Below are 3,230 nucleotides of genomic sequence, written 5' to 3'. Positions count from 1 at the left end.
GCCAGACTTCGTTGCTTGCTCCTTACAGATCCACTTCGGGATATGCTCGTCGCTCGCGCCTCGTCTGGCCGAAAAATCCCTTGCCGCGAACGTGAGCGTATTTATGAAATGGACCACTTAGGGTCTGCTCAAAAATAACTTCGGGTTTTGCTGGCGGCGCTTCTGACTTCTGGCGAGGCGCAACGAAGGAGCATAGCCCTCGCTCTGTGACTGAGGAGCAACGAAGCCAGAAGTCAAAAGCGTCCCAGCTCGCAGGGGCGGGACGGCGCCTGGCTGGCCGCGGCGTTGCTCGTCGGTCACAAGCCCCATGAAGGGGATGCTCCCTCCTTGCGCCTTGCATCCCGCCAGGTGGCGCTCCCGCCAAAACCCGAAGTTATTTTTGAGCAGACCCTTACCCGCCGATGTTCGTCAGCGCCCAGACGAGCGCGGCGATTATAATCAGCCCCAGCAGCACGCCGACCGCAATGAAGACTTTCGCGGTTTTATTGCTCTTCTTGGCAAACGGGGAGTCCTTCTCGAAGATCGGCTTTTGACCCTCTTCGAGATCAAACTTCACGCCCTGGGGCATGACGCGGGTCTTGTCGAGGGGGATTTTGCCGGAAGGCGGAGGGGTGCCTGCCTCCAGCCGCAATTCCACCTGGCCCAGGCGCAGAATTTGCCCCGGCTTCAGCACCGTTTCTGTGACCTTTTCGCCGCTGATGAAGGTGCCGTTCGTTGAGTTCAAATCCCGGACGACCACGTCGTTCCCCCGGAGCACGATTTCGCAATGATGGCTGGAAACCGAAGGCTCGGCGATTTGGAACGCGTTGTCTTCGAGGCGACCGATGGTGGTTTTCTCGGATTTGAGTTCACAGGTGCGTCCGGTGAGCCCTTCGCTTAGGACAACGAGTTTGGCCATAGGTCGGTCAGGTGCAATGCATTATCTTCTTTCAAAACTTCAAGTCAAAGGTTTTCGCCGACGGCGCAATGCGCGCCGTTCTTGTTGGTTAGACATCGGCTCACAGATTTTGTCATACCCCGCTGACGGAAGGTGTCCGTGGCTTCAACTGAAAAAAGTGGGCCTCCTGACCTCGACTGCCGCCGCAACCGGATCAAAACCCGCGGTTAAACCACCTCTGCGCTTTCGGAAATTCGACGATCGGCGCACACCCCGCGCTTCGCCGCAGCCACAAAGTCGATCAGAACGCGGCTCCATTCGTTTCGGAACTCTGCGGTCACAGCTTCGAGCGCCGCTTTCAAACTCCCTGTCCGCCGAAACAGCACGTGGTAGAGGCGCTTCAATTCCAGGCGTTGTTCGCTTGTGAAACCGGCCCGCCGGAGGCCTACCACGTTAAGCCCGCAAATTGTATTGTCACCGCGAGCCACGGTGTAAGGCGGCAAATCTTTGCTCACCGCCGAACCGCCTTGCATCAAGGCCAGCATCCCCACCCGTACGAACTGGTGGACCAGACAGTTCCCGGAAATGAACGCTCGATCACCCACCTCGACGTGGCCGCCAAGCAAGGCGCCGTTGGCGAAGATCGCGTGATTGCCGATCTTCGCGTTGTGTCCGACGTGGCTGTGGGCCATGAAGAAGTTGTTCGACCCGATAGTGGTGTCCTCCGACCCCGTGTTGGAGCGGTGCACGGTGACGTGTTCGCGAAACACGTTGCCGTAGCCGATGGTCAACTGCGTCGGATCCCCCTTGTATTTCAAATCCTGCGGCGCTTCGCCAATCACGCAGCCGGCGTGGAATCGGTTATCCGCGCCGAGGGTCGTCTGGCCCGTCAAATGCACGTGCGGGCCGATCCAGCATCCGGGGCCGATTCTTACGCCGCCATCAATGACCGTGTACGCTCCGATCGTGACCCTGGCATCGATTTGAGCGTCGGGATGAATGATGGCTGTGGGATGGATCAAGACCCGCCCTACCTCTGGTAAACCGGGCCGCAGAAGATTTCGTTGGGATAAGCGATCTTGTTGATGATCTGCCAGGCGCGGTTCCATTTCATGAGCGAGGCCGAGCCGCCGAACGTTCCCACCACCGCGCCGCCGGAGAGATTGGTGTGAACCCCTGGTCCGTTTACGTTATTTACGTTCCACCACCCTGGCATCCCGGCATGACGCAACGAGATGCCGTTGCCGGCATTGCCCGGCGGCGGGACATTGGAGGCGTCGTTGAAGTTGAATGCCGAAAGTTCGTTCTGCTCCCACATCTGCCAATCGGTGGCCAGGAAATCAGTCACTTTGTAAGTTCTCCCGTCCGGAGCGAGGGAAGGTTTGCCGATGTTGTTGTAGCCGCCGATGGTGCCGTTCCAGCAGTAGGACGTGAGCTTGATCGGGCGTTCCAGCCAGAGTTGCTTGAGCTTGCCGCTGCCGCGGGTGGCCACGTCTTTGGGACACCAGCAAACCGTGTGGCTGCTCAAGTAAGGACCGAGCTGGCTGATCTTGAAGAAAAGCACCTGATTGCTGAACTGCACGGAATTCACGTCTCTCCCTGCGGCAGAAGTCGGGGACGCCGGACCACCGGGGATGCGGTCACTATTCTTGGTCGCGTAAACCCAACTGTCTGGGCCGGTGGCGTCGGATCCCCAGCTCGGATGAGCCATCCGATCCTCGTTGTCCGTGGCATAGAGCTGGCTGGCCAGCAGGACTTGCTTCACGTTGTTCAGGTCGAGAGTCATCTGCGCGCGGTCTTTGGCTCCGCTGAGCGCCGGCAACAGCATCGCCGCGAGGATGGCGATAATGGCGATGACCACCAGCAGTTCGATCAAGGTGAAGGCCAGCCAGGGGAGAATGCGATTGGGGGACTGCACAGGGTAAGACTGGGAATGCTTGACGGTATTCATGGCTCAATCTCCTTCGTTTTTTCGCCGCAGCGATCCGTGTTTGGGACAGCGTGCCGACCGCGTGTCGCGGGGCGAGAGATGATGCGGCTGAGCACAATTTGGGTTTTCACAGCGCGATGGAAGATAGCCTTCCGCTGGGATTGGAACAAGCCAAATAGGGACGCGGCATTAACCCTCAGTTAACCACGGTGGAGCGACGCTCCTGCGGAGCTTTTCTTCGATGGGATTGGCTCGGCAGGAGGCCTCGCCCCACCGTCGTTAACTGAGGGGTCGCTTATGGCGGAGTCCCGAGGTAGGAAAATCATTGCGGCTGAGGAAGCTGGTATTTTGAGCTGGACAACGGTCTGCACTATTTTTATCAAAAGGGCCGATGAAAACAAAACATCGGCCGATTTTAACCGA

At 58.5% G+C, this 3,230-nt stretch carries 3 protein-coding genes; all 3 read right to left on the bottom strand.

The features are described 5' to 3' along the window. Positions 1–391: 391 nt before the first annotated feature. Complete coding sequence (locus FJ398_26975; protein ID MBM3841521.1) at positions 392–898, bottom strand: FHA domain-containing protein; 507 nt, start codon at positions 896–898, stop codon at positions 392–394. 206 nt (positions 899–1,104) lie between these two features. Then, a complete protein-coding gene (gene lpxA, locus FJ398_26970; protein ID MBM3841520.1) occupies positions 1,105–1,986 on the bottom strand; it encodes an acyl-ACP--UDP-N-acetylglucosamine O-acyltransferase in 882 nt (293 codons plus the stop codon). Then, a complete protein-coding gene (locus FJ398_26965) occupies positions 1,908–2,828 on the bottom strand; it encodes a prepilin-type N-terminal cleavage/methylation domain-containing protein (protein MBM3841519.1) in 921 nt (306 codons plus the stop codon). Before FJ398_26965 ends, lpxA begins: the two co-directional genes overlap by 79 nt. Between the last annotated feature and the right edge of the window lie 402 nt (positions 2,829–3,230).

The organism is Verrucomicrobiota bacterium, from assembly GCA_016871535.1.
GTDB lineage: Bacteria > Verrucomicrobiota > Verrucomicrobiia > Limisphaerales > SIBE01 > VHCZ01.
This window is presented reverse-complemented; position numbering and strand designations above follow the sequence as displayed.